Source organism: Pseudomonas sp. P110(2024) (assembly GCF_057480795.1).
Genome location: NZ_JBLIYT010000002.1, coordinates 238,852 through 261,552, shown reverse-complemented (window position 1 = coordinate 261,552; position 22,701 = coordinate 238,852). Strand labels below are relative to the sequence as shown.

19 protein-coding genes are annotated in these 22,701 nt (G+C 64.9%); 15 read left to right on the top strand and 4 right to left on the bottom strand.

Annotated features, from left to right (window positions below):
• The first annotated feature begins 3 nt into the window (after nt 1-3).
• From murD to lpxC, 9 genes are all read left to right on the top strand, one after another.
• Complete coding sequence (gene murD / locus AC25ND_RS04135; protein ID WP_028689741.1) at nt 4-1,350, top strand: UDP-N-acetylmuramoyl-L-alanine--D-glutamate ligase; 1,347 nt, start codon at nt 4-6, stop codon at nt 1,348-1,350.
• The gene (gene ftsW / locus AC25ND_RS04130) at nt 1,347-2,561 is read left to right on the top strand and encodes a putative lipid II flippase FtsW (RefSeq protein ID WP_028689740.1); all 1,215 of its coding nucleotides are present in this window, start codon (nt 1,347-1,349) and stop codon (nt 2,559-2,561) included. The genes murD and ftsW overlap by 4 nt, the downstream gene beginning before the upstream one ends.
• A complete protein-coding gene (murG, locus tag AC25ND_RS04125) occupies nt 2,551-3,630 on the top strand; it encodes an undecaprenyldiphospho-muramoylpentapeptide beta-N-acetylglucosaminyltransferase (protein ID WP_062364072.1) in 1,080 nt (359 codons plus the stop codon). Before ftsW ends, murG begins: the two co-directional genes overlap by 11 nt.
• A complete protein-coding gene (gene murC, locus AC25ND_RS04120) occupies nt 3,623-5,071 on the top strand; it encodes a UDP-N-acetylmuramate--L-alanine ligase (RefSeq protein WP_028689738.1) in 1,449 nt (482 codons plus the stop codon). The genes murG and murC overlap by 8 nt, the downstream gene beginning before the upstream one ends.
• Nucleotides 5,068-6,024, top strand: a complete 957-nt coding sequence (locus AC25ND_RS04115; RefSeq protein ID WP_028689737.1) for a D-alanine--D-alanine ligase — start codon at nt 5,068-5,070, stop codon at nt 6,022-6,024. The genes murC and AC25ND_RS04115 overlap by 4 nt, the downstream gene beginning before the upstream one ends.
• A 5-nt stretch (nt 6,025-6,029) precedes the next feature.
• A complete protein-coding gene (locus tag AC25ND_RS04110) occupies nt 6,030-6,899 on the top strand; it encodes a cell division protein FtsQ/DivIB (RefSeq protein WP_062364074.1) in 870 nt (289 codons plus the stop codon).
• 14 nt (nt 6,900-6,913) lie between these two features.
• On the top strand, nt 6,914-8,182 hold the full coding sequence (gene ftsA / locus AC25ND_RS04105; protein ID WP_028689735.1) for a cell division protein FtsA: 1,269 nt from the start codon (nt 6,914-6,916) through the stop codon (nt 8,180-8,182).
• A gap of 55 nt (nt 8,183-8,237) precedes the next feature.
• Nucleotides 8,238-9,434 (top strand): cell division protein FtsZ, encoded by a 1,197-nt coding sequence (gene ftsZ / locus AC25ND_RS04100; RefSeq protein WP_028689734.1) that lies wholly within the window; start codon nt 8,238-8,240, stop codon nt 9,432-9,434.
• A 112-nt stretch (nt 9,435-9,546) separates the two neighbouring features.
• Nucleotides 9,547-10,458 carry a UDP-3-O-acyl-N-acetylglucosamine deacetylase gene (gene lpxC / locus AC25ND_RS04095; protein WP_028689733.1) on the top strand — a complete coding sequence of 304 codons (912 nt, stop codon included), beginning with the start codon at nt 9,547-9,549 and terminating at the stop codon, nt 10,456-10,458.
• 127 nt (nt 10,459-10,585) lie between these two features.
• Here lpxC and AC25ND_RS04090 read toward each other — a convergent pair whose 3' ends face one another.
• Nucleotides 10,586-11,041, bottom strand: a complete 456-nt coding sequence (locus tag AC25ND_RS04090) for a DUF721 domain-containing protein (protein ID WP_062575066.1) — start codon at nt 11,039-11,041, stop codon at nt 10,586-10,588.
• Nucleotides 11,042-11,370: 329 nt separating this feature from the next.
• Here AC25ND_RS04090 and secA point away from each other — a divergent pair, with 329 nt between their 5' ends.
• From secA to AC25ND_RS04070, 4 genes are all read left to right on the top strand, one after another.
• Nucleotides 11,371-14,106, top strand: coding sequence for a preprotein translocase subunit SecA (secA, locus tag AC25ND_RS04085; protein WP_028689731.1), 2,736 nt, complete (start codon nt 11,371-11,373; stop codon nt 14,104-14,106).
• A gap of 221 nt (nt 14,107-14,327) precedes the next feature.
• Nucleotides 14,328-15,545, top strand: a complete 1,218-nt coding sequence (gene argJ / locus AC25ND_RS04080; protein ID WP_028689730.1) for a bifunctional glutamate N-acetyltransferase/amino-acid acetyltransferase ArgJ — start codon at nt 14,328-14,330, stop codon at nt 15,543-15,545.
• A gap of 94 nt (nt 15,546-15,639) precedes the next feature.
• Entirely contained in the window at nt 15,640-16,272 is a 633-nt protein-coding gene (locus AC25ND_RS04075; protein ID WP_186594282.1) for a glutathione S-transferase family protein, read from the top strand.
• Complete coding sequence (locus AC25ND_RS04070; RefSeq protein ID WP_186594285.1) at nt 16,269-17,213, top strand: Nudix family hydrolase; 945 nt, start codon at nt 16,269-16,271, stop codon at nt 17,211-17,213. Before AC25ND_RS04075 ends, AC25ND_RS04070 begins: the two co-directional genes overlap by 4 nt.
• A 134-nt stretch (nt 17,214-17,347) precedes the next feature.
• Here AC25ND_RS04070 and AC25ND_RS04065 read toward each other — a convergent pair whose 3' ends face one another.
• The 3 genes from AC25ND_RS04065 to AC25ND_RS04055 are packed head-to-tail and all read right to left on the bottom strand — an operon-like array spanning nt 17,348 to nt 20,897.
• Nucleotides 17,348-17,914 (bottom strand): cob(I)yrinic acid a,c-diamide adenosyltransferase, encoded by a 567-nt coding sequence (locus AC25ND_RS04065; RefSeq protein WP_186594287.1) that lies wholly within the window; start codon nt 17,912-17,914, stop codon nt 17,348-17,350.
• Nucleotide 17,915: 1 nt separating this feature from the next.
• Nucleotides 17,916-19,943, bottom strand: a complete 2,028-nt coding sequence (locus tag AC25ND_RS04060) for a sensor histidine kinase (protein WP_028689726.1) — start codon at nt 19,941-19,943, stop codon at nt 17,916-17,918.
• A 36-nt stretch (nt 19,944-19,979) separates the two neighbouring features.
• Complete coding sequence (locus tag AC25ND_RS04055; protein ID WP_028689725.1) at nt 19,980-20,897, bottom strand: putative 2-dehydropantoate 2-reductase; 918 nt, start codon at nt 20,895-20,897, stop codon at nt 19,980-19,982.
• Between the two features lie 99 nt (nt 20,898-20,996).
• Here AC25ND_RS04055 and AC25ND_RS04050 point away from each other — a divergent pair, with 99 nt between their 5' ends.
• Nucleotides 20,997-21,482 carry a YajQ family cyclic di-GMP-binding protein gene (locus tag AC25ND_RS04050; RefSeq protein ID WP_011535522.1) on the top strand — a complete coding sequence of 162 codons (486 nt, stop codon included), beginning with the start codon at nt 20,997-20,999 and terminating at the stop codon, nt 21,480-21,482.
• A gap of 112 nt (nt 21,483-21,594) precedes the next feature.
• Nucleotides 21,595-22,431 carry a mechanosensitive ion channel family protein gene (locus AC25ND_RS04045; RefSeq protein WP_028689724.1) on the top strand — a complete coding sequence of 279 codons (837 nt, stop codon included), beginning with the start codon at nt 21,595-21,597 and terminating at the stop codon, nt 22,429-22,431.
• The last annotated feature ends 270 nt before the right edge of the window (nt 22,432-22,701 follow it).

Below are 22,701 nucleotides of genomic sequence, written 5' to 3'. Positions count from 1 at the left end.
AGCGTGTCACTGATCGCTTCCGACCAATTCCGCATCGTTGTCGGCCTCGGCAAGAGCGGCATGTCCCTGGTTCGCTTCCTGGCGAACCGGGGCATTGCCTTTGCGGTCGCCGACACCCGCGAGCAACCGCCGGAACTGGACACCCTGCGCCGTGAGTACCCGCAGGTGGAAGTGCGCTGTGGCGAGCTCGACGTGGACTTCCTGTGCCGGGCCAACGAGCTGTACGTGAGCCCCGGCCTGGCCCTGGCCACGCCTGCCCTGCAGCAGGCCGCCGCGCGAGGGGTGAAGCTGTCGGGCGACATCGAGTTGTTCGCCCGCCACGCCAAGGCACCGATCATCGCCATCAGCGGCTCCAACGCCAAGAGCACCGTCACCACCCTGGTCGGCGAAATGGCCGCCAAGGCAGGCAAACGTGTGGCTGTCGGTGGCAACCTCGGTACCCCGGCCCTCGACCTGCTGGCCGACGATGTCGAGCTGTACGTGCTGGAGCTGTCGAGCTTCCAGCTGGAAACCACCGACCAGCTCAACGCCGAAGTGGCCACCGTGCTGAACATCAGCGAAGACCACATGGACCGCTACAGCGGCCTGCCGGCCTATCACCTGGCCAAGCACCGGATCTTCCGCGGTGCCCGCCAGGTGGTGGTGAACCGTCAGGATGCCCTGAGCCGTCCATTGCCGGTCGAAGGCCGGCCGAGCTGGAGCTTCGGGCTCAACGCGCCGGACTTCAAGGCCTTTGGCCTGCGCGAAGTGGAGGGCGAGAAGTACCTGGCGTTCGAATTCCAGACGCTCATGCCGGTGCGTGAGCTGAAGATCCGTGGCGCCCACAACCAGAGCAACGCCCTGGCCGCGCTGGCTCTCGGTCATGCCGCCGGCCTGCCCTTCGCGCCAATGCTCGACGCCCTGCGCGAGTTCAAGGGCCTGGCCCATCGCTGCCAGTGGGTGCGCGAGCGCAACGGGGTGAACTGGTACGACGATTCCAAGGCCACCAACGTCGGTGCCGCCCTGGCTGCCATCGAAGGCCTGGGCGCCGATATCGAAGGCAAGCTGGTACTGATCGCGGGTGGTGATGGCAAGGGCGCCGACTTCGCTGCCCTGCGCGAGCCGGTGGCTCAGCATTGCCGTGCCGTCGTGCTGCTTGGCCGTGACGCCGAGCGTCTGGCTGAAACCTTGGGTGATGCCGTGGCGCAGGTCCGGGTCAAGACCCTCGACGAAGCCGTGCAGCGTTGTGCCGAACTGGCGCAGCCGGGCGACGCTGTCCTGCTGTCGCCTGCCTGCGCCAGCCTCGACATGTTCAAGAACTTCGAAGAACGCGGGCGCCTGTTCGCCCAGGCGGCGGAGGGGCTGGCATGATCTTCGGCATCCTCAAGCCGTATCCGTCGCCGCTGATCAGCGGCCGTGGCATCGACCTCGACTTCCCACTGCTTGCAGGCTGTTTGGCGCTGCTCGGCCTGGGCCTGGTGATGATCACCTCGGCCTCCTCGGAGGTGGCCGCGGTGCAGTCGGGCAACCCGCTGTACCACATGATCCGCCACCTGGTGTATGTCTCCCTCGGCCTGGGGGCCGGGGTGTTGACCATGCTGGTGCCGATCGCCACCTGGCAGCGCATGGGCTTCCTCATGCTGATAGGCGCCTTCGGTCTGCTGGTGCTGGTGCTGGTGCCAGGCATCGGCCGCGAGGTGAACGGTTCGATGCGCTGGATCGGCTTCAGCTTCTTCAACGTGCAGCCGTCGGAGATCGCCAAGGTCTTCGTGGTGATCTACCTCGCCGGCTACCTGGTTCGCCGGCAGACCGAGGTGCGCGAAAGCTGGATGGGCTTTTTCAAGCCGTTCATCGTGCTGCTGCCGATGGCCGGCCTGTTGCTGATGGAGCCAGACTTCGGCGCCACGGTGGTGATGATGGGCGCCGCGGCGGCCATGCTGTTCCTCGGTGGGGTGGGGTTGTTCCGCTTTTCGCTGATGGTGGTGCTGGCGGTCATTTCGGTGGTGGTGCTGGTCCAGGCCCAACCGTACCGCATGGCGCGACTGATCACCTTCACCGACCCCTGGTCCGACCAGTTCGGCTCCGGCTATCAGCTGACCCAGGCGCTGATCGCCTTCGGCCGCGGCGAGTGGCTGGGCGTGGGCCTTGGCAACAGCGTGCAGAAGCAGTTCTACCTGCCCGAGGCGCACACCGACTTCGTGTTCTCGGTGCTGGCCGAAGAGCTCGGCGTGGTCGGTTCGCTGCTGACCATCGCGCTGTTCGTCTTCATCACAGTGCGCGCGCTGTACATCGGCCTGTGGGCCGAGAAGGCCAAGCAGTTCTTCGCCGCCTACATGGCCTTTGGCCTGTCGTTCCTGTGGATCGGCCAGTTCCTGATCAACATCGGCGTGAACGTCGGGTTGCTGCCGACCAAGGGCCTGACCCTGCCGTTCCTCAGCTACGGCGGCAGCTCACTGGTGATCTGCTGCGCCTGCGTGGGGCTTTTGCTGCGGATCGAGTGGGAGAGCCGCACGCACCTGGGCAGCGAGGAGCACGAATTCAAGGAGAGCGATTTTGCCGAGGAGACCAGCCATGGCCGCTGACGGCAAGAACATCCTGATCATGGCGGGCGGTACCGGGGGGCACGTGTTCCCGGCCCTGGCCTGCGCCCGCGAGTTCCAGGCCCGTGGCTACAGCGTTCACTGGCTGGGCACCCCGCGTGGCATCGAGAACGAGCTGGTGCCTCAGGCCGGCCTGCCGTTGCACCTGATCCAGGTCACCGGCCTGCGTGGCAAGGGCAAGCTGTCGCTGCTCAAGGCGCCGTTCACCCTGGTCAAGGCCGTGCTGCAGGCGCGGCGGATCGTGCGTCAGCTCAAGCCGGTCTGCGTGGTCGGCTTCGGCGGCTATGTGACCGGGCCCGGCGGTGTTGCCGCCCGGTTGTGCGGGGTGCCGCTGGTGATCCACGAGCAGAATGCCCGCGCCGGCACCACCAATCGCCTGCTGCTGCCGTTGGCCGCGCGTGTCTGCGAAGCCTTCCCGGACACCTTCGCCGCCAGCGACAAGCTGCGTACCACCGGCAATCCGGTGCGTCCGGAGCTGTTCATGGACGCGGCGCGCGCGCCCCTGGCCGAGCGCCGTGCGCGCCTGCTGGTCATGGGTGGCAGCCTGGGTGCGGAACCATTGAACAAATTGTTGCCTAAGGCCCTGTCCGAAGTGCCGGAGAACCTGCGCCCCGAGGTGTTCCACCAGGCCGGGAAAAACCACGCCCCGGTCACCGCCGAGCGTTATCACGAGGCAGGTGTCGAGGCCCAGGTCGAACCGTTCATCAAGGACATGGCCCATGCCTATGGCTGGGCCGATATGGTGGTGTGCCGGGCCGGCGCCCTGACCGTCAGCGAACTCGCGGCGGCGGGCCTGCCCTCGATGCTGGTGCCCTTGCCCCATGCCATCGACGACCACCAGACCCACAACGCCCAATACCTGGCTCGCGAAGGCGCCGCCTTCCTGATGCCACAAGCGACTACTGGCGCAGCGCAGCTCGCTGAACGCCTGAACGAGGTGCTGATGCAACCCGAGAAACTCAACGCCATGGCCGGCACCGCCCGCCGCCTGGCCAAACCTGGCGCAACCAGCACCGTGGTCGATATCTGCCTGGAGGTGGCCCATGGTTGAGAGCCAGAAAGCCATGCCCCAGCCAAAGATGGGCCGTATCCGTCGCATCCATTTCGTCGGCATCGGCGGCGTGGGCATGTGCGGCATCGCCGAAGTGCTGCTGAACCTGGGCTACGAAGTATCCGGTTCCGACCTGAAAGAGTCGCCGGTGACCGAGCGCCTGCAGTCGTTCGGCGCGCAGATCTTCGTCGGCCATCGCGCCGAGAATGCCGCCAACGCCGATGTGCTGGTGGTGTCCAGCGCGATCAACCCGGCCAACCCGGAAGTCGCCACCGCCCTGGAGCGGCGGATTCCCGTGGTGCCGCGTGCCGAGATGCTTGCTGAGCTGATGCGCTATCGCCACGGCGTGGCCGTTGCCGGCACCCACGGCAAGACCACCACCACCAGCTTGCTGGCCTCGGTGTTCGCCGCCGGCGGCCTGGACCCGACCTTCGTCATCGGCGGTCGCCTGACCGCGGCCGGCACCAACGCGCAACTGGGCACCAGCCGCTACCTGATCGCCGAGGCCGACGAGAGCGACGCCAGCTTCCTGCACCTGCAGCCGATGGTCGCCGTGGTCACCAATATCGACGCCGATCACATGGCCACTTACGAAGGCGACTTCAACAAGCTGAAGAAGACCTTCGTCGAGTTCCTGCACAACCTGCCGTTCTACGGGCTGGCGGTGATGTGCCTGGACGATCCGGTGGTGCGCGAGATCCTGCCGCAGGTCAAGCGCCCGACCGTCACCTACGGCTTCAGCGAAGAGGCGGACATCCGCGCCATCAACGTGCGTCAGCAGGGTATGCAGACTCACTTCACCGTGCTGCGCCGTGACTGCGAGCCGCTCGAGGTGTCGGTGAACATGCCGGGCAACCACAACGTGCTCAACGCCCTGGCCACCATCGCCATCGCCACCGACGAAGGCATCAGCGACGAAGCCATCGTCCAGGGCCTGTCGGGCTTCCAGGGCGTCGGTCGACGCTTTCAGGTCTACGGCGAGCTGCCGGTCGACGGTGGCAGCGTGATGCTGGTCGACGACTACGGTCACCACCCGACCGAGGTCGCCGCGGTGATCAAGGCCGTGCGTGGCGGTTGGCCGAGCCGCCGCCTGGTGATCGTCTACCAGCCGCACCGCTACAGCCGTACCCGCGACCTGTACGACGATTTCGTCCAGGTGCTGGGCGATGCCAACGTGCTGTTGCTGATGGAGGTCTACCCGGCCGGCGAAGAGCCGATCCCCGGCGCCGACAGCCGCCAGCTGTGCCACAGCATCCGCCAGCGCGGCAAGCTCGATCCGATCTACATCGAACGTGGCGCCGAGCTCGCGCCGCTGGTCAAGCCGCTGCTGCGCGCCGGCGACATCCTGATCTGCCAGGGTGCCGGTGATGTCGGTGGCCTGGCCCCGCAATTGATGAAAAGCCCGCTGTTCGCAGGCGCCAAGCAGGAGAAGTCGAAATGACCAGCGCCTACGACAAGTTGCACTCGACCCTGGACGTCAAGGCCTTTGGCCGCGTCGCTGTGCTGTACGGTGGCAAGAGTGCCGAGCGTGAGGTTTCCCTGAAATCGGGCAAGGCAGTGATCGAGGCGCTGACCAACGCTGGTGTCGACGTCGTCGCCATCGACGTCGGCGACGACCTGCTGACCCGCCTGCAGAGCGAGAAGATCGACCGCGCCTTCATCATCCTCCACGGCCGTGGCGGTGAGGACGGCAGCATGCAGGGCCTGCTCGAGTGCCTGGGGATTCCCTACACCGGCAGCGGCATCCTCGCCTCGGCGCTGGCCATGGACAAGCTGCGCACCAAGCAGGTGTGGCAGAGCCTGGGCATCCCCACGCCGCGTCACGCCGTGCTGGCCAGCGAGCAGGATTGCGTGGCCGCCAGTGCGGAACTGGGCTTCCCGTTGATCGTCAAACCCGCCCATGAAGGTTCGAGCATCGGCATGGCCAAGGTGAACAGCGAGCAAGAGCTGGTCGCCGCCTGGAAAGACGCCGCCAAGTACGACTCGCAAGTGCTGGTCGAGCAGTGGATCCACGGTCCGGAGTTCACCATCGCCGTATTGCGCGGCCAGGTGCTGCCGCCGATCGCACTGGGCACCCCGCACGTGTTCTACGACTACGACGCCAAGTACATCGCCAACGACACCCAATACCGCATCCCTTGCGGCCTGGACAGCGTCAAGGAGCAGGAGCTGATCGACCTGACCGCGCGCGCCTGTGATGCCGTTGGCATCGAGGGCTGGGGCCGTCTGGATGTGATGCAGGACGAGCAGGGCCGGTTCTGGCTGCTCGAAGTCAACACCGCACCGGGCATGACCGACCATAGCCTGGTGCCCATGGCGGCCCGTGCCGCCGGCCTGGACTTCCAGCAACTGGTGCTGGCGATCCTGGCCGACAGCGTAGCGACGAGAGGTTAATAGACATGCAAGGCGCGATGATACGTCAGCAGCCCCCCGTGACCGGCCGTAGCAAGCCGGTGCCGCGTGGTGCCAGCCGACTGGTGGCCGACGAGCCCGTATCGGCGCGCCTGCCACGGCCGAGCTTCGGCGGTCTCAAGCGCCTGCTGTGGCCGGTGCTGCTGGTGGCCGCGGGCTTTGGCGCCTACGAGGGCGCCATCCGCCTGATGCCTTACGCCGACCGGCCGATCACCAAGATCGACGTGCAGGGCGACCTCAGCTACATCAGCCAGCAGTCGGTGCAGCAGCGGATCGCCCCCTATGTGGCGGCGAGTTTCTTCACCGTCGACCTGGCGGCGATGCGCGTCGAACTGGAGCAGATGCCCTGGATCGCCCACGCCGAAGTGCGCCGGGTGTGGCCGGACGAGGTGGTGATCCGCCTGGAAGAACAGCTGCCGGTGGCGCGCTGGGGCGACGAGGCCTTGCTCAACAACCAGGGCCAGGCCTTCACGCCGCGCGAGCTGGCCAACTACGAGCACCTGCCGCAGCTGTTCGGGCCGCAGCGCGCTCAGCAACAAGTCATGCAGCAGTATCAGGTATTGAGCCAGATGCTGCGCCCCATGGGCTTTTCCATCGCTCGCCTGGAGCTGCGCGAGCGAGGCAGCTGGTTCCTGACCACCGGTGCGGGCAGCGCCGGTGCGGGCGTCGAGCTGTTGCTGGGGCGCGACCATCTGGTGGAGAAGATGCGCCGTTTCATTGCCATTTACGACAAATCGCTTAAAGACCAGATCACCAATATCGCCCGCATCGATCTGCGTTATTCCAACGGACTTGCCGTTGGTTGGCGGGAACCGAATGCACCGACGACGGCCCAACCCGCCGTTGCGAAGAATTAGAGAGAGGCAGGACCATGGCAAACGCGCATAGCGGCAAAATGATCGTCGGGCTGGACATCGGCACTTCCAAGGTGGTGGCGCTGGTGGGTGAGGTCGGCGAGGACGGCACCCTGGAGATCGTCGGGATCGGCACCCATCCGTCCCGCGGTCTGAAGAAGGGCGTGGTGGTGAACATCGAATCGACCGTGCAGTCGATCCAGCGCGCCGTCGAAGAGGCCCAGCTGATGGCCGGATGCCGCATCCACTCGGCGTTCGTCGGCGTGGCCGGCAACCACATCCGCAGCCTGAACTCCCACGGCATCGTCGCCATCCGCGACCGCGAAGTCAGCACCGCCGACCTCGAGCGCGTGCTTGACGCCGCTCAGGCCGTGGCCATTCCGGCCGACCAGCGGGTGCTGCACACCCTGCCGCAGGACTATGTGATCGACAACCAGGAAGGCGTGCGCGAGCCCCTGGGCATGTCGGGCGTGCGCCTGGAAGCCAAGGTCCATGTGGTCACCTGCGCGGTCAACGCGGCGCAGAACATCGAGAAGTGCGTGCGTCGCTGCGGGCTGGAAATCGACGACATCATCCTCGAGCAGTTGGCCTCGGCCTACTCGGTGCTGACCGACGACGAAAAAGAACTGGGCGTGTGCCTGGTGGATATCGGCGGCGGCACCACCGACATCGCCATCTTCACTGAAGGCGCGATCCGTCACACCGCGGTGATCCCGATCGCGGGCGACCAGGTCACCAACGACATCGCCATGGCCCTGCGCACCCCCACGCAGTACGCCGAGGAAATCAAGATCCGCTACGCCTGCGCCCTGGCCAAGCTGGCCGGCGCCGGCGAGACCATCAAGGTGCCGAGCGTCGGCGACCGCCCGCCGCGCGAGCTGTCGCGCCAGGCCCTGGCCGAAGTGGTGGAGCCGCGTTACGACGAGCTGTTCACCCTGATCCAGGCCGAACTGCGTCGCAGCGGCTTCGAGGACCTGGTGCCGGCCGGCATCGTCCTTACCGGCGGCACCGCGAAGATGGAAGGCGCCGTGGAACTGGCCGAGGAGATCTTCCACATGCCGGTACGCCTGGGCGTGCCGCACAGCGTTCGGGGCCTGAGCGACGTGGTGCGCAACCCGATCTATTCCACCGGCGTGGGCCTGCTCACCTATGGCCTGCAGAAGCAGTCCGAGGACCCGTCCCTGACCGGTATCAGCAACAGCAACAGCAGCAACAACAGCTATGGCGATGAACCGAAGGGCCCTGTGCTTGAACGACTCAAGCGTTGGGTCCAGAGCAACTTCTAAGTTTCAAAGCAGTAGTGGTAGGCGCGACAACTAGAGAACTGTAAGGAGAGGGAAAATGTTCGAGCTCGTAGACAACGTCCCGCAAAGTCCGGTCATCAAGGTGATCGGCGTTGGCGGTGGTGGCGGCAACGCCGTCAACCACATGGTCAAAAGCAACATCGAAGGCGTCGAGTTCATCTGCGCCAACACCGATGCCCAAGCGCTGAAGAACATCGGCGCGCGCACCATCCTGCAACTGGGCACGGGTGTGACCAAGGGCCTGGGTGCCGGCGCCAATCCGGAGGTCGGCCGTCAGGCCGCGCTGGAAGACCGTGAGCGCATCGCCGAAGTGCTGCAAGGCACCAACATGGTGTTCATCACCACCGGCATGGGGGGTGGTACCGGTACCGGCGCGGCGCCGATCATCGCCGAAGTGGCCAAGGAAATGGGCATCCTCACCGTTGCGGTGGTGACCCGTCCGTTCCCGTTCGAGGGCCGCAAGCGCATGCAGATCGCCGACGAAGGCATCCGCATGCTGGCTGAGAGCGTCGACTCGCTGATCACCATCCCCAACGAGAAGCTGCTGACCATCCTGGGCAAGGATGCAAGCCTCTTGTCCGCCTTCGCCAAGGCCGACGACGTGCTGGCCGGTGCCGTTCGCGGTATTTCCGACATCATCAAGCGTCCGGGCATGATCAACGTCGACTTCGCCGACGTGCGCACCGTGATGGGCGAGATGGGCATGGCGATGATGGGTACCGGTTGCGCCAGCGGCCCGAACCGTGCGCGCGAAGCCACCGAGGCGGCGATTCGCAACCCGCTGCTCGAGGACGTCAACCTGCAGGGCGCCCGCGGCATTCTGGTGAACATCACCGCCGGTCCCGACCTGTCGCTGGGCGAGTACTCCGACGTGGGTAGCATCATCGAGGCCTTCGCCTCCGACCACGCGATGGTCAAGGTCGGCACCGTGATCGACCCGGATATGCGCGACGAACTGCACGTGACCGTGGTGGCCACCGGCCTGGGCGCGCGCATCGAGAAGCCGGTCAAGGTGGTCGACAACACCCTGCAGACCGCCCAGCAGGCGTACGAGGCCTCCAATCCGGCCCCGGTTCGCCAGGAGCAGTCGGCGGTCAACTACCGTGACCTGGAGCGTCCGACCGTGATGCGCAACCAGGCCCACGCGGGTGCCGCGGCGGCCGCTAAACTCAACCCACAGGATGATCTGGATTACCTGGATATCCCGGCGTTCCTGCGTCGTCAGGCCGATTGATGGAATTTATCAGGGGTATTAGGGTGATTGGTGTTCAGCAAAGGCCGGGTCTGTTATCATCCCCAGCCTTTGTTGATACCTGTTCGCAATTTGCGCTGAAGCGGCCAATGCCATGATTAGACAACGCACCCTGAAGAATACCATCCGTGCCACAGGTGTCGGCCTGCACTCCGGGGAGAAGGTCTACCTGACCCTCAAGCCTGCGCCTGTCGACACCGGCATCGTCTTCCGTCGCGCCGACCTCGACCCTGTGGTCGAAATCCCGGCGCGCGCGGCCAACGTCGGCGAGACCACCATGTCGACGACGCTGGTCAACGGTGACGTCAAAGTCGATACGGTCGAGCATCTGCTCTCCGCCATGGCGGGCCTGGGCATCGATAACGCCTACGTCGAGCTCTCCGCCTCGGAAGTGCCGATCATGGATGGCAGCGCCGGACCCTTCGTATTCCTGATCCAATCGGCCGGCCTGGAAGAACAGGACGCAGCCAAGAAGTTCATCCGCATCCTGCGCGAAGTGACAGTGGAGGAGGGCGACAAGCGCGCCACTTTCCTGCCTTTCGACGGGTTCAAGGTGAGCTTCGAGATCGACTTCGATCACCCGGTCCTCAAGGGCCAGACCCAGAGCGCGGTCGTCGACTTCTCCAGCACCTCGTTCGTCAAGGAAGTCAGCCGTGCCCGCACGTTCGGCTTCATGCGTGACATCGAGTACCTGCGCAAACACAACCTTGCGCTGGGTGGCAGTGTGGAGAACGCCATCGTGGTCGACGAGACCGGCGTGCTTAACGAAGACGGCCTTCGTTCCGATGACGAATTCGTCAAGCACAAGATCCTCGACGCCATCGGCGACCTTTATCTGCTGGGCAACAGCCTGATCGGCGAGTTCAAGGGCTACAAGTCCGGGCACGCGCTGAACAACCAGCTGTTGCGCAAGCTGATCGCTGAAACCGACGCTTGGGAAGTGGTCACCTTCGAAGATGCCAGCACGGCACCGATCTCGTACATGCGCCCTGTTGCGGCCGTGTAAGTTCGAACACTCTCTCTAGTGATTAAGGCCACCTTCGGGTGGCCTTTTTTATTGGGGTGTCAAAAGATGGGGCCAGGAGCGGGCATGACTCTCGATACGTCCGCTCACGCTATCGCGGGGACGTGTATCAGGCTTTGCCCTGCGCGTGTGCCGCCAGACGCTCCAGCGCCGCGCGCAGCTTCGGGTCGCTGATGCCTTCGGCCGAGCCGCGTATGCTGTCTGCGGCAGATTCCGAAAGCTCAGGCCCGTGACCTTCATGTTTTGCCGCCACCAGCGGCGGCTGTACCTTGAACTGGATGCGGCTCAGGTTGGCGAACGCTTCCATGGCTTGCAGCTGGCGTTGCAGGCGCTTTTGCTGGTAGCGCAGGCGGGTGGCCCAATGGCCGTCGGTCACCACCAGCAACAATGTCCCTTCCTTCCAGGAGGCCACGTGGCAGTGCTCGCGGGCGGCCGGTTGCAGCTGGCTTTCCAGCAGGCGCTGCAGGTGCTCCAGGCGTTCGGCCTGGTTGAGCAGCAGGCGCAGGGGCCTGGCCTTGCGCAACAGGTCGGCGGGGGGGCGGGCAGGGGTGGGTTTGTAGGCCATGGAGGTCTGAAGAGGGATGCAGGATCAACAGTCTACCAGTTGGGCATTCATCGCGGGGAAAGCCCGCTCCCACGCCAGCGTGTGGCGAGCGGTCGCCGGATCTTGATGCAAGTCATTCGCGATACGTTTCATCTTCACGCACCTTGAACTTGCGCAAAAAGCCCCTATGTTAGTCATGCCCCCTAAAAGCGCTGTGCCAGCATCGTGGAAATCCACCACTTTCCTCACCATCGTTTCCGGGTAGAATGCTCGTTCGCATGCGGCCTCAGGGCTGCACGGGCGACTCACGGGGCCGCCCTCCATCCCTACGTGTGGAAGATCCTGCCGATATGTTTGCGCCTTTGTTAAAAAAACTTTTTGGAAGCAAGAACGAGCGTGAAATCAAACGCATGCTCAAGACGGTGAGCACCGTCAATGCCTTCGAAGAGAAGATGGTGGCCCTCTCCGACGAGCAACTGCGGGGCAAGACCGCAGAGTTCAAGGAACGCCTGGCCAAAGGCGAGACGCTCGACCAGTTGCTGCCCGAAGCCTTCGCCGTGGCCCGCGAGGCCGGCAAGCGCGTAATGGGCATGCGTCACTTCGATGTCCAGCTGATCGGCGGCATGACCTTGCACGAAGGCATGATCGCAGAAATGCGCACCGGTGAAGGCAAGACCTTGGTCGGTACCCTGGCTGTGTACCTCAACGCGCTGTCCGGCAAGGGCGTGCACGTGGTCACCGTCAACGACTACCTGGCTCGCCGCGACGCCAACTGGATGCGTCCGCTGTACGAATTCCTCGGCCTCAACGTCGGCATCGTCTCGGCCTTCCAGCCGCCGGAAGAAAAGCGCGCCGCCTATGCCGCCGACATCACCTACGGCACCAACAACGAATTCGGTTTCGACTACCTGCGCGACAACATGGCGTTCAGCCAGGACGAGAAGTTCCAGCGTGAGCTGAACTTCGCCGTGATCGACGAAGTTGACTCGATTCTCATCGACGAAGCGCGCACCCCGTTGATCATCTCCGGCCAGGCCGAGGACAGCTCCAAGCTGTACATCGAGATCAACCGCCTGATCCCGCGCCTGACCCAGCACATCGAGGAAGTCGAAGGCCAGGTGACCCAAGAGGGCCACTACACCATCGACGAGAAGAGCCGTCAGGTCGAACTGAACGAGGCCGGCCACCAGTTCATCGAGGACATGCTGACCCAGTCCGGCCTGCTGGCCGAGGGCGAGAGCCTGTACTCGGCGCACAACCTGAGCCTGCTGACCCACGTCTACGCCGGCCTGCGCGCGCATAAGCTGTTCCACCGCAACGTCGAGTACATCGTCCAGGAAGGCCAGATCCTCCTGATCGACGAGCACACCGGCCGCACCATGCCGGGCCGCCGCCTGTCCGAAGGCCTGCACCAGGCCATCGAGGCCAAGGAAAACCTGAACATCCAGGCCGAGAGCCAGACCCTGGCCTCGACCACCTTCCAGAACTACTTCCGCCTCTACACCAAGCTGTCCGGCATGACCGGTACCGCCGACACCGAGGCATTCGAGTTCGCCCAGATCTACAACCTCAACGTGATGGTCATCCCACCGAACAAGCCGTTGGCCCGCAAGGACTTCAACGACCTGGTGTACCTGACCGCCGACGAGAAGTACGCCGCGATCATCGCCGACATCAAGGAAAGCATGGCCCACGGCCGTCCGGTCCTGGTCGGTACCGCGACCATCGAAACCTCCGAGCACATGTCCAACCTGCTCAAGAAGGAAGGTATCGACCACAAGGTCCTGAACGCCAAGTACCACGAAAAAGAAGCCGAGATCATCGCGCAAGCCGGTGCTCCGGGTGCACTGACCATCGCCACCAACATGGCCGGCCGTGGTACCGACATCCTGTTGGGCGGCAACTGGGAGGCCGAGGTGGCCGCCCTGGACAACCCGACCGCCGAACAGATCGCCCAGATCAAGGCCGACTGGCAGAAGCGTCACCAGCAGGTGCTGGAAGCCGGTGGCCTGCACGTGATCGCCTCTGAGCGCCACGAGTCGCGCCGTATCGACAACCAGCTGCGTGGCCGTGCCGGCCGTCAGGGCGACGCCGGCTCCAGCCGTTTCTACCTGTCGCTGGAAGACAGCCTGATGCGCATCTTCGCCTCCGACCGGGTGAAGAACTTCATGAAGGCGCTGGGCATGCAGTCCGGTGAGGCCATCGAGCACCGCATGGTGACCAACGCCATCGAGAAGGCGCAGCGCAAGGTCGAAGGCCGCAACTTCGACATCCGCAAGCAGCTGCTCGAATACGACGACGTGGCCAACGAGCAGCGCAAGGTGATCTACCACATGCGCAACAGCCTGCTGGCCGCCGAGAACATCGGTGACACTATCGCCGAGTTCCGCCAGGAAGTGCTCGATGCCACCATCAGCCAGCATATTCCGCCGCAATCGCTGCCCGAGCAGTGGGACGTGGCCGGCCTGGAAGCTTCGCTGGCCAGCGATTTCGCCATCAAGCTGCCGATCCAGCAGTGGCTCGACGAGGACGATCACCTCTACGAGGAGACCCTGCGCGAGCGGCTGATCAAGGAAATCACCGACGCCTACAACGAGAAGGAAGACCAGGCCGGCATCGACGCCCTGCGCACCTTCGAGAAGCAGATCCTGCTGCGCGTGCTGGACGACCTGTGGAAAGACCACCTGTCGACCATGGACCACCTGCGCCACGGTATCCACCTGCGCGGCTATGCGCAGAAGAACCCGAAGCAGGAGTACAAGCGCGAGTCGTTCACCTTGTTCCAGGAGCTGCTGGAGTCGATCAAGCGCGACACCATCCGCGTGCTCTCGCACGTCCAGGTACGCCGCGAAGATCCGGCCGAGGAAGAGGCGCGCCTGCGCCGCGAGGCCGAGGAACTGGCCAGCCGCATGCAGTTCCAGCATGCCGCCGCGCCGGGCCTGGAAGGCGAGCAGCTGGCCGAGGAGGGCGCCGAAGTCGCCGTGGCCTCCGCGCCGGTTCGCAACGACATGAAGCTGGGCCGCAACGAGCCGTGCTGGTGTGGTTCGGGCAAGAAATTCAAGCATTGCCATGGTCAGATCGAGTAATCGATCCTGCGTGACATCCGAGGGGCCGCGTTGCGGCCCTTTCGCGACACAAGGCCGCTCCCACAGGTACTGCGCTCGGCTAAAGAGCAGCGCAGTCTCTGTAGGAGCGGCCTTGTGTCGCGATGGGCTGCGAAGCGGCCCCCGCTCTTCCCTCTGGTAACCGGCCGACATTAAGATCGGCCGACGTCGTCACATCCCTTGTTTTCCATAGGAGCGCTCTAATGGCTGTTGGTCTTGGTCCCCTGCCCACCCTGCACCCGGTTCCCGGTTTCGAACTCGGTATCGCCTCGGCGGGCATCAAGCGCCCAGGGCGCAAGGATGTGGTGGTGATGCGCTGCGCCGAAGGCTCCAGCGTCGCCGGCGTGTTCACCCTCAACGCCTTTTGCGCGGCCCCGGTGATCCTTTCCAAGCAGCGTGTGCAGGGTACCGTGCGTTACCTGCTGACCAACACCGGCAATGCCAACGCCGGCACCGGCGCACCGGGCCTGGCCGCCGCCGAGCGCACCTGCGCCAAGCTGGCGGAGCTTGCCGGTGTTCCTGCTGAGTCCGTGCTGCCGTTTTCCACCGGCGTGATCGGCGAGCCGCTGCCAGTGGAGAAGATCGAAGGCGCGCTGCAGGCCGCCCTGGACAACCTGTCGGAAAACCACTGGGCCGAAGCCGCCACTGGCATCATGACCACCGACACCCTGCCCAAGGGCGCCAGCCGCCAGTTCCAGTACGACGGCAAGACCATCACCGTCACCGGCATCAGCAAGGGCGCGGGCATGATCCGTCCGAACATGGCCACCATGCTCGGCTACATCGCCACCGACGCCAAGGTCGCCCCGGCGGTGCTCAAGGACCTGATACTCGACGGCGCCAACAAGTCGTTCAACCGCATCACCATCGACGGCGACACCTCGACCAACGACTGCTGCATGCTGATCGCCACCGGCAAGGCCGATGTGCCGGAAGTGACCGAGGCCAGCGGCGCACTGTTCGAGGCGCTGAAGAAGGCGGTGTTCGAGGTGTGCATGGAGGTGGCCCAGGCCATTGTCCGCGACGGCGAAGGCGCTACCAAGTTTGTCACCGTGCAGGTCAACGGCGGTGGCAATCACCAGGAGTGCCTGGACGTCGGCTACGCCGTGGCCCACTCGCCGCTGATCAAGACCGCGCTGTTCGCCTCCGATCCCAACTGGGGCCGTATCCTCGCCGCGGTCGGTCGTGCCGGCGTGCCGGCGCTGGATGTGAGCCTGATCGATGTGTACCTGGACAGCGTCTGCATCGCCAGCCAGGGCGGGCGCAGCCCGAGCTACACCGAGGACCAGGGCGCCAAGGTGATGGCCCAGGAGGAAATCACCATCCGCATCGAACTGGGCCGTGGCCAGTGCAGCGAAACAATCTGGACCACCGACCTGTCCCACGAGTACGTGAAGATCAACGCCGAATACCGCACCTGATCCATCGCGGGGCAAGCCCGGTCCCACGCAGACTGTCGTGGGAGCGGGCTTGCCCCGCGATTACTGCACACTGTCCGCAACATGGAGCCGAACCATGAGCTATCACCTGATCATCGGCGACAAGCTGTATTCCTCCTGGTCGCTGCGCGGCGCCCTGGCCCTCGAGCTGGCCGGCGTCCCCTACGAAGAAACCCTGGTCAAGCTCAACCAGCCTGACACCCGCCAGCGCCTGCTGGCCTTCTCGGCCACCGCCAAGGTGCCGTTGCTGCAAAGCGAGCATGGCGTCATCGCCGACTCCCTGGCCATCGCCGAATACCTCAACGAACGCCACCCCGAGGCCCGCCTGTGGCCCGAGGACGTTGCCGCCCGCGCCCAGGCCCGTTCGGCCTGCGCGCAGATGCACAGCGGCTTCTTCGCCCTGCGCGGTGCCATGCCATTCGACCTGTCCCGTGACGAAGCACTGGCCGAGATGCCGTTGGACGTGCAGGTCGATATCGACCGCATTGTCGCCCTGTGGAGCGAATGCCGCTTGGTGGCCAAGGAAAACGGCCCGTTCCTGTTCGGCCGCCCGACCTTGGCCGACGCCTTCTTCGCCCCTGTGGCCGTGCGCTTGCGCACTTACCGTGTCGCGGTGCCGGCCGAAGCGGCTGCCTACATCGAGACCATTTATCAATGGCCAGCCTTCCAGGCCTGGCAAAAAGCTGGCCTGGCGGAGCGTGAAGGGTGAAACGGATTCATGTAGTCGCAGCGGTCATTCGTGGTGCCGACGGGCGGATCCTGATCGCCCGCCGCGCCGATACCCAGCACCAGGGCGGCCTGTGGGAGTTCCCCGGCGGCAAGCTGGAGGAGGGCGAGGGCGTCGAGGCGGCGCTGGCCCGCGAGCTGCGCGAGGAGCTGGGGATCGAGGTCGCGGCTTCGCGGCCGTTGATCAAGGTCAGCCACGACTATCCGGACAAACAGGTGCTGCTGGATGTGCGTGAAGTGCACGCCTTTACTGGTGAGCCCCACGGCGCCGAAGGCCAGCCCCTGGCCTGGGTGGCGCCGCGTGACCTTGGTCAGTATGAGTTCCCCGAGGCCAACAAGCCGATCGTCGCCGCGGCGCGCCTGCCCGACCAGTATCTGATCACCCCTGACGGTCTGGAAGTGCCGGAGCTGCTCAAGGGCATCCAGAAGGCCGTGGCCAGCGGCATCAGGCTGATCCAGCTGCGCGCGCCGGACATGTACGACCCCAAGTACCGCGATGTAGCGGTGGATGCGGTCGGCCTGTGCGCGGGCAAGGCCCAATTGATGCTCAAGGGGCCGCTGGAGTGGCTGGGCGACTTCCCGTCGGCCGGCTGGCACCTGACCGCCGCGCAGTTACGCAAGTACGCGGCCAAGGGGCGGCCATTCCCGAAGGAGCGCTGGCTGGCGGCGTCCTGCCACAGTGCCGAGGAACTGGCGCTGGCCGAGCAGATGGGGGTGGACTTTGTCACCTTGTCGCCGGTGCAGGCGACCCAGACCCATCCCGAGGCGGTGCCGTTAGGGTGGGATGAAGCGCAGCGATTGATCGGCGGGATCAGCCATCCGGTGTTTCTGCTGGGCGGGGTCGGGCCGGGTGAACGGGAGCGGGCCTGGAAGGTTGGAGCGCAGGGTGTTGCAGGGATCCGGGCGTTCTGGCCTGAGATCTGAGTAACTGGGGCCGCTTTGCGGCCCATTCGCGACACAAGGCCGCTCCCACAGGTATGGCGCAGTATTCAACGTCTGCGCGGTACCTGTGGGAGCGGCCTTGTGTCGCGCTGGGCTGCGCAGCAGCCCCAGCAATCTCAGGCTTCAGGTTTAGGTGCAGGCTGCCACAATACCTCATCCACACCCTGTCGCCGCCCGATGATACGGGCCGCGACGAACAACAGGTCCGATACCCGGTTGATATAGGCCAGCCCCACCCCCTCCAGCGGTTCCAGCGCATTCAGTTGCTGGCAACGCCGTTCCGCCGCCCGCGCCGCACTGCGGCAGACATGGGCCTGGGCCACCAGCATCGAGCCCCCAGGCAGGATGAAGTTTTTCAGCGGCCCCAACTCTTCGTTCCAGCGGTCGATGGCCGCCTCCAGGCGCTCCACCTCGGCAATGTTCAACGCCTGGTAGCTGGGCATTGCCAGTTCCCCACCCAGATCGAACAAACGGTGCTGACAAGGCGCCAGTACCTCGATCAGCTCGCCAAGACCGGCCTCGGCCAGCCCGGCCAGCAGCACGCCCAACTGGCTGTTGAGGCTGTCTACCTCGCCGATCGCCTCAATCCGCGGATGGTCCTTGGGCACCCGGCGTCCGTCGCCCAGGCCGGTTTCGCCTTTGTCGCCGGTGCGGGTGTAGATCTTCGACAGGCGGTAGCCCATGTCATGTCTCCGTCTTGGTGGTGGTCGGCTGGGCCGGGTTCAGAGGTAGGCGCAGAGTGAAGCAGGTGCCCTGGCCGGGAGTGGACTGCACCTCCATCTGCCCTTTGTGGTTGTTGGTGATGATGAAGTACGACACCGACAGGCCCAGGCCGGTGCCCTGGCCGATTTCCTTGGTGGTGAAGAACGGCTCGAAGGTGCGCTTGCGCACCGTCTCGGGCATGCCGATGCCATTGTCTTCGACCTGGATCTCCGCCCACGGCGGGTTGAGCCGCGTGCGCAGGGTGATACGCCCCGGCTCGCTGGGCTGTGGGCGCTGGTGGATGGCCTGGGCGGCATTCTTCAGCAGGTTGAGCAGCACTTGTTCCAGTTCGTTGGCGGTGCAGGGCACCGGGCCCAGTTGCGGGTCGAACTGGCGGACGATGGCCTGGCCCTTGAAGTCGAATCCGATGGCCAAGTCGAAGTCGTTGCCGGCGATCTCCACGGCCTGGTCGATCAGCGCCGGCAACTCGCAAGGCGCCAGCTGGCGGTTGCTGCGGCGGCTGAAGCTGAGCATGTGGGTGACGATCTTGGCCGCCCGGGCGCCGGCCTGCTGGATGCCGTCGAGCAGTTGCGGCACTTCGCGGCTCTCCAGGTAACGGTTGACGGCCGTCAGGTCGATGCCCAGTTCGCCGGCCTGCTCCTGGTTGCGCGGCAGGTCTGGAGACAGGCGTCGGCGGATGTTCTGCACATTGTGCAGGATCGCGCCCAGTGGGTTATTGATCTCGTGGGCCATGCCTGCGGCCAGGCCGCCGACCGAGAGCATCTTTTCCGACTGCACCATCATTTCTTCCAGGGACAGGCGCTGGGTGATGTCGTCGATGCGGATCACCACGCCGCGTCCGGCGCCGCCCATCAGTGGGTAGAAGGTCAGGGCGTAGTGGCGCAGGTCCTCGCCCTTTGGCCAGGTAACCCGCTCGATCTTGGCCACCCGGTACTTCTCCACGCTCTCCTTGAGCTGCGGCAGGAAGGGCTTGAGCGGCTCGAAGGCGAGGAACACCGGCTGGTTCAGCGCCTCGTCCAGCGGCGTGCCGGAGAGCACCGTGGCCTCGTGGTTCCACTGGGTGACGTAGAGCTGCTCGTCGAGGGCGATCAGTGCCGAGGGCATGGAGTCGATGATGCTGTTCAGGTAGTTCTGAAAGCCCGTGAGCTTCTTCTCGATCTTGCTGCGCACCTGGACTTCCAGCTCCAGCTTGCGGTTGGTGTGGCGGGTTTCCTCGGCCAGACCCTGGGCCTGGTCGTAGGCGTCCTGGAACTCGTCGCGGGTGCGCTTGAGCTGCTGCTCGCGGGCCTCGATGCGCGAGAGCATGGTGTTGAACGCCTCCGCCAGGCTGCCGATCTCGTCGTCGTTGCCGCGCTGGGCGCGCAGGGCGTAGCTCTCCTCGCGGGTAACCTGGCGGGTCAGCTCTTCGAGGCGATTGATCGGCAGGGTGATCAGGCGCTTGATCTGCCGGGCGATGACCAGCCACAGCAGTATGCTGAACACCAGGATGGCCAGGCTGGCCGATAGCGTGCCGGTGTAGAACGCGGTGGGCAACTCGCTGCTGGCCACCAGCAGCAGATGCGCGGGTGGGGCGGCGCTGCGCGGCAGGCGGATCAGCTGGGTGCTGCGAAACTCCATGAGGCGCCAGCCGTCGATGTTGCGGTAGCGCTTGGGCAGGGTTAGCGGGTCGCCGTGCTGCAGCTGGGCCAGCATCTGCCCGTCACCGCCATAGATCGCGGCGGCGCGTAGCGGCGAATAGCTGTCGAGCTCCTTGAGCAGCGCCGTGGCGTTCTCTGCCGAATCGCCGGCGCGCGCGGACATCTGCGGGTTGGAGACCAGCTTGCCGATGGTCTGCAGGGCCTGGGGCGCCATGCTTTCCTGGGTGATCCAATAGGCGGCGCTGATGAAGGCGAGGTTGGCCACCAACAGGATGGTCACCAGCAGCACCAGCAGGGCCGCCAGCAATTTCTGCCCGACCGGGAGGTTTTCCAGGCGTTGACGCAGGGTCATGGGTGAGGAGGTGTCCTGTCCTGTGGATGAATGCCGTCAGTCGCTACGCAGTCCGCGCGCCTGCAAGTTATCGACCAGGCGCCGCTGCAGCCGTTCCAGGGCCGGTACCGCCAGGTCATGGCGGTTGGCGGTACGGCAGGCGTGGCCGAGCAGGTAGTGGACCTCGGTGCGTCGGCCATGGCGGACATCCTGGTACATGGAAGAGTAGTTGGCCGCGGTGGCGAGAATCACCCGCTGCACTTCCTCATGCAGGTCGTGGGCGGCCTCGGGCTGGCCGCAACGGCGCAGCAGGTCGGCCAGTTCGTCACACAGCTGGTCGACTTCGGCCAGGTGGCCGAGCAGGCCACCGTTCTGGCAGTCGTGCAGCACGGTGAGCGGGTTGATCGCGCAGTTGAGGGCCAGTTTGCGCCACAGGCGGGTGGGGATGTCGAGCGACCACTGGGCCGGTATGCCGGCGTCATGCAGGTCTGCGAACCAGGACGGGACGTTGGGGTTGGTCGGATCACCCAGCCAGTTGAAACCGTGGCCGGCGAAGCGCACCTGCCAGTCGGCCTCGCGGAACGCGCCCTCGGTGCTGGAGGCGAAGATGCAGCGGGCGTGGGGCACCTGGTCGGCGACTTCGTCCTGGCTGCCCAGGCCGTTCTGCAACAGCACCAGTTCGGCGCCGTTGGCCAGTCTCGCGGCCAGGCGCGCCACGGCTGGCGCGGCATCGTAGGCCTTGCAGGCCACCAACAGGCGATGAATCGGCCCTTGGGCATCGAAGGTTTCCGCGGGGATCGCGTAGTGCTGGGTCTTGTCCTGTTCGAACAGCGTCAGCTTGCCTGCGCCCTGGTAACTGGACAGGCGCTGCTTATCGCGCAGGATCAGGCGGACCGCCTTGCCGGCGCGGGCCAGGCGACAGGCCCAGAGGCTGCCGAGGCTACCGGCGCCGAGAATATGCCAGGTGCTGCTCATCTGCGTTTCGCAACCCGTTATAATGAGCCCGCATTTTAACCATCAAACCCGACGCGCTCCATCTTCAAGCCGAGCGCGCTTTTTTTCTGGAGATCATCCATGCCTTCGTTCGACGTGGTATCGGAACTGGACAAGCACGAAGTGCAGAACGCCGTCGACAACGCCATCAAGGACCTCGACCGCCGTTACGACCTCAAGGGCAAGGGCACCTTCGAGTTCAAGGACAAGGAACAGACCGTGCTGCTGACCGCCGAGGAGGAGTTCCAGCTCGAGGCGATGCTGGAAATCCTGCGCCTGGCGCTGGTCAAGCGCAAGATCGACGTCAAATGCCTGGAAACCAAGGATCCCTACGCATCCGGTAAGGAAAAGAAGCAGGAAGCCAAGTTCCGCGAAGGCATCGACAAGGACCTGGCCAAGAAGATCGTCGCCACCATCAAGGACGGCAAGCTCAAGGTCCAGGCTGCCATCCAGGGCGAGCAGGTGCGCGTGACCGGCAAGAAGCGTGACGACCTGCAGGAAGCCATCGCCCTGCTGCGCACCAAGGAATTCGACATGCCGCTGCAGTTCAACAACTTCCGCGACTGATCCGCGGCGGCCCGGAACCTTGATGGCGCAGTGATGTCCATCGGGGTCCGGGCCGCTTGCTTTGCGTTGCCCGCCTCATCGTGTACTTGCCGTTCGGCATCAGGAGATAAACATGGATTTGAACGCTGAAGTCGATCAGCTGGTCCGTCAATCGCAAACCTGGCTCCCCTTGATCATGGAGTACGGCAGCCGCCTGTTGCTGGCGCTGCTGACCCTGGCCATCGGCTGGTGGATCATCAACAAGGTCAGCGCCCGCCTGGGCAAGCTGGTCGGCCTGCGCGCCGACGCGGCGCTGCAAGGCTTCATCAGCACCCTGGCCAACATCGTGCTGAAGGTGCTGCTGATGGTCAGCGTGGCCTCGATGATCGGCATCGAGACCACCTCGTTCGTCGCCGCCATCGGTGCCGCGGGCCTGGCCATCGGTCTGGCCCTGCAGGGCAGCCTTGCGAACTTCGCCGGCGGCGTGCTGATCCTGATGTTCCGCCCGTTTCGCATCGGTGACTGGATCGAGGCGCAAGGTGTCGCGGGCACCGTAGACAGCATCCAGATCTTCCACACCGTGCTGCGCACTGGCGACAACAAGACCGTGATCATGCCCAACGGCAGCCTGTCCAACGGCATCATTACCAACACCAACCGCCAGCCGACCCGTAAGGTGGTGTTCGACGTGGGCGTGGACTACGACGCCGACCTGCAGAAGGCGCGCAATGTACTGCTGGAGCTGGCCCAGGATCCGCGCGTGCTGCAGGATCCAGCGCCGCAGGCGGTGATTTCGACCCTGGGTGACAGCTCGATCACCGTGTCGCTGCGTATCTGGACCAAGACGGCCGACTACTGGGACGTGATGTTCATGCTCAACGAGCATGCCCGCGACCGTCTCAAGGCCGAAGGCATCGACATTCCGTTTCCGCAGCGGGTGATCCGTGTGGTGCAGGAGACTGTGGCGTAACACAAGCGCCTGCGAAATCGGGGCCGCAAGGCGGCTCCGGCGATCTTTGCCTATCCGCTGAAATCCTGGGGCCGCTACGCGGCCCTTTCGCGGCCCACAATGTCTAGCTGCTTTTGAACATATGGCAAGTGGCTTGGATGTTCGGGCAAGGCGCCGCGACGAGTCATGGCAGGGCTATGGCGAGGCGTGGCAACGCCGGCCGGGCGCCCAAGACGCCGCCAAAATTGAACAGCTTATTGCCGAGACAGCACACTAGCAGGGGTAGGAGCG

Excerpts from the sequence above, each read along its gene's own strand:
- AC25ND_RS04050 (WP_011535522.1), top strand. The coding sequence starts at position 20,997 with ATGCCTTCGTTCGACGTGGTATCGGAACTGGACAAGCACGAAGTGCAG.
- murC (WP_028689738.1), top strand. The coding sequence starts at position 3,623 with ATGGTTGAGAGCCAGAAAGCCATGCCCCAGCCAAAGATGGGCCGTATC.
- secA (WP_028689731.1), top strand. The coding sequence starts at position 11,371 with ATGTTTGCGCCTTTGTTAAAAAAACTTTTTGGAAGCAAGAACGAGCGT.
- AC25ND_RS04045 (WP_028689724.1), top strand. The coding sequence starts at position 21,595 with ATGGATTTGAACGCTGAAGTCGATCAGCTGGTCCGTCAATCGCAAACC.
- AC25ND_RS04065 (WP_186594287.1), bottom strand. The coding sequence starts at position 17,914 with ATGGGCTACCGCCTGTCGAAGATCTACACCCGCACCGGCGACAAAGGC.
- argJ (WP_028689730.1), top strand. The coding sequence starts at position 14,328 with ATGGCTGTTGGTCTTGGTCCCCTGCCCACCCTGCACCCGGTTCCCGGT.
- murG (WP_062364072.1), top strand. The coding sequence starts at position 2,551 with ATGGCCGCTGACGGCAAGAACATCCTGATCATGGCGGGCGGTACCGGG.
- ftsW (WP_028689740.1), top strand. The coding sequence starts at position 1,347 with ATGATCTTCGGCATCCTCAAGCCGTATCCGTCGCCGCTGATCAGCGGC.
- AC25ND_RS04090 (WP_062575066.1), bottom strand. The coding sequence starts at position 11,041 with ATGGCCTACAAACCCACCCCTGCCCGCCCCCCCGCCGACCTGTTGCGC.
- AC25ND_RS04115 (WP_028689737.1), top strand. The coding sequence starts at position 5,068 with ATGACCAGCGCCTACGACAAGTTGCACTCGACCCTGGACGTCAAGGCC.
- AC25ND_RS04055 (WP_028689725.1), bottom strand. The coding sequence starts at position 20,897 with ATGAGCAGCACCTGGCATATTCTCGGCGCCGGTAGCCTCGGCAGCCTC.
- ftsZ (WP_028689734.1), top strand. The coding sequence starts at position 8,238 with ATGTTCGAGCTCGTAGACAACGTCCCGCAAAGTCCGGTCATCAAGGTG.
- AC25ND_RS04075 (WP_186594282.1), top strand. The coding sequence starts at position 15,640 with ATGAGCTATCACCTGATCATCGGCGACAAGCTGTATTCCTCCTGGTCG.
- ftsA (WP_028689735.1), top strand. The coding sequence starts at position 6,914 with ATGGCAAACGCGCATAGCGGCAAAATGATCGTCGGGCTGGACATCGGC.
- AC25ND_RS04110 (WP_062364074.1), top strand. The coding sequence starts at position 6,030 with ATGCAAGGCGCGATGATACGTCAGCAGCCCCCCGTGACCGGCCGTAGC.
- lpxC (WP_028689733.1), top strand. The coding sequence starts at position 9,547 with ATGATTAGACAACGCACCCTGAAGAATACCATCCGTGCCACAGGTGTC.
- AC25ND_RS04060 (WP_028689726.1), bottom strand. The coding sequence starts at position 19,943 with ATGACCCTGCGTCAACGCCTGGAAAACCTCCCGGTCGGGCAGAAATTG.